This is a genomic window from Arthrobacter sp. JCM 19049 (genome assembly GCF_001310435.1).
In genome coordinates this window covers 1-1,046 of sequence record NZ_BAXF01000643.1, presented here as the reverse complement: position 1 = coordinate 1,046, position 1,046 = coordinate 1, and the positions used below count along the sequence as shown (strand labels likewise).

Genomic DNA, 1,046 nt, shown 5'->3' with positions numbered 1-1,046 from the left:
GGCCGGGAACAGGTCATCGCGCAGCGGGGAAACCCAGGCCAGGATCTGCCAGAGGCTCAGCGCCACGACCACCACCAGCAGCGGGGCAACAACCGCATCAATCCGGGAGGCACCGCCGGCGGGCGGCGCCGGGCGGCGGGTGCCAGGCCCCGTTCAAGCAGGGGTGCGAGAATGCTCATTTTTGGCCTGCTCCTTTCTGAGGATCGCTGTGAGTTCGTCCGCCAGGTCGGCGGCCCGGACCGGGTTGTTGCGCAGCGCGTCGCTGACCTGCCGGGTTTCCAGGATCCGCCCCGGGTGGGAGGAGAGCACCAGGATCCGACCGGCCAGCCGGATCGCCTCGCGCACGTTGTGGGTGACGAAGATGATGGTCTTGCCCGAGCTGTGCCATAGGGCGCGCAGCTGTTCGTGCAGCAGGTCCCGGGTGATGGCATCCAGCGCGGCGAAGGCTCATCCATCAGCAGCACCTGGCGCTGCTGGGCCAGGGCCCGGGCCAATGCCACCCGCTGGCGCATGCCGCCGGAGAGTTCATGGGGTTTGCGCTGCGCGGCGTGCCCAGCTGCACCAGTTCAAGCAGCCGGTGCGCGTCCTGTCCCCGCTGGTTCGCCGGGACCCGGCCAGCTTCAGCGCCAGTTCCACGTTCTGCGCGGCGTTCAGCCAGGGCAGCAGGTTCGCGTCCTGGAACATGAACGCGGCCCCGTCGGCCGGGACCTCCACCCAGCCGGCGGTCGGTGGCTGCAGTCCGGCGATGATGTTCAGCAGCGAGGACTTCCCGCATCCCGACGCGCCGAGCACCGCCACGAACTCCCCGGCCTCGATCCGGGTGCTCAGCCGGTCGATCACCACCGGCCCACCCGGGTAGCGCAGACTGAGCTCGTGCAGCTGGACGCTCATGGCTCCTCCTGGTGGCGCACCCAACGCCGATCGATCAGCCCGCTCACGTCCCCCGGCTGGCCCAGCCCCACCTCGGCGGCGTGCTGCACCAGGGTGGTGAAGCTGCTGCGTCCGGGACCGGGCTGAAATCCACCTCGGCGAGCGCGGCGCGAATC

The 1,046-nt window shown here is 70.3% G+C and carries 1 pseudogene; it reads right to left on the bottom strand.

From position 1 onward, the window contains the following. Positions 1-153: 153 nt before the first annotated feature. A pseudogene (locus JCM19049_RS15185) lies at positions 154-891 on the bottom strand (ABC transporter ATP-binding protein). Positions 892-1,046: the final 155 nt, after the last annotated feature.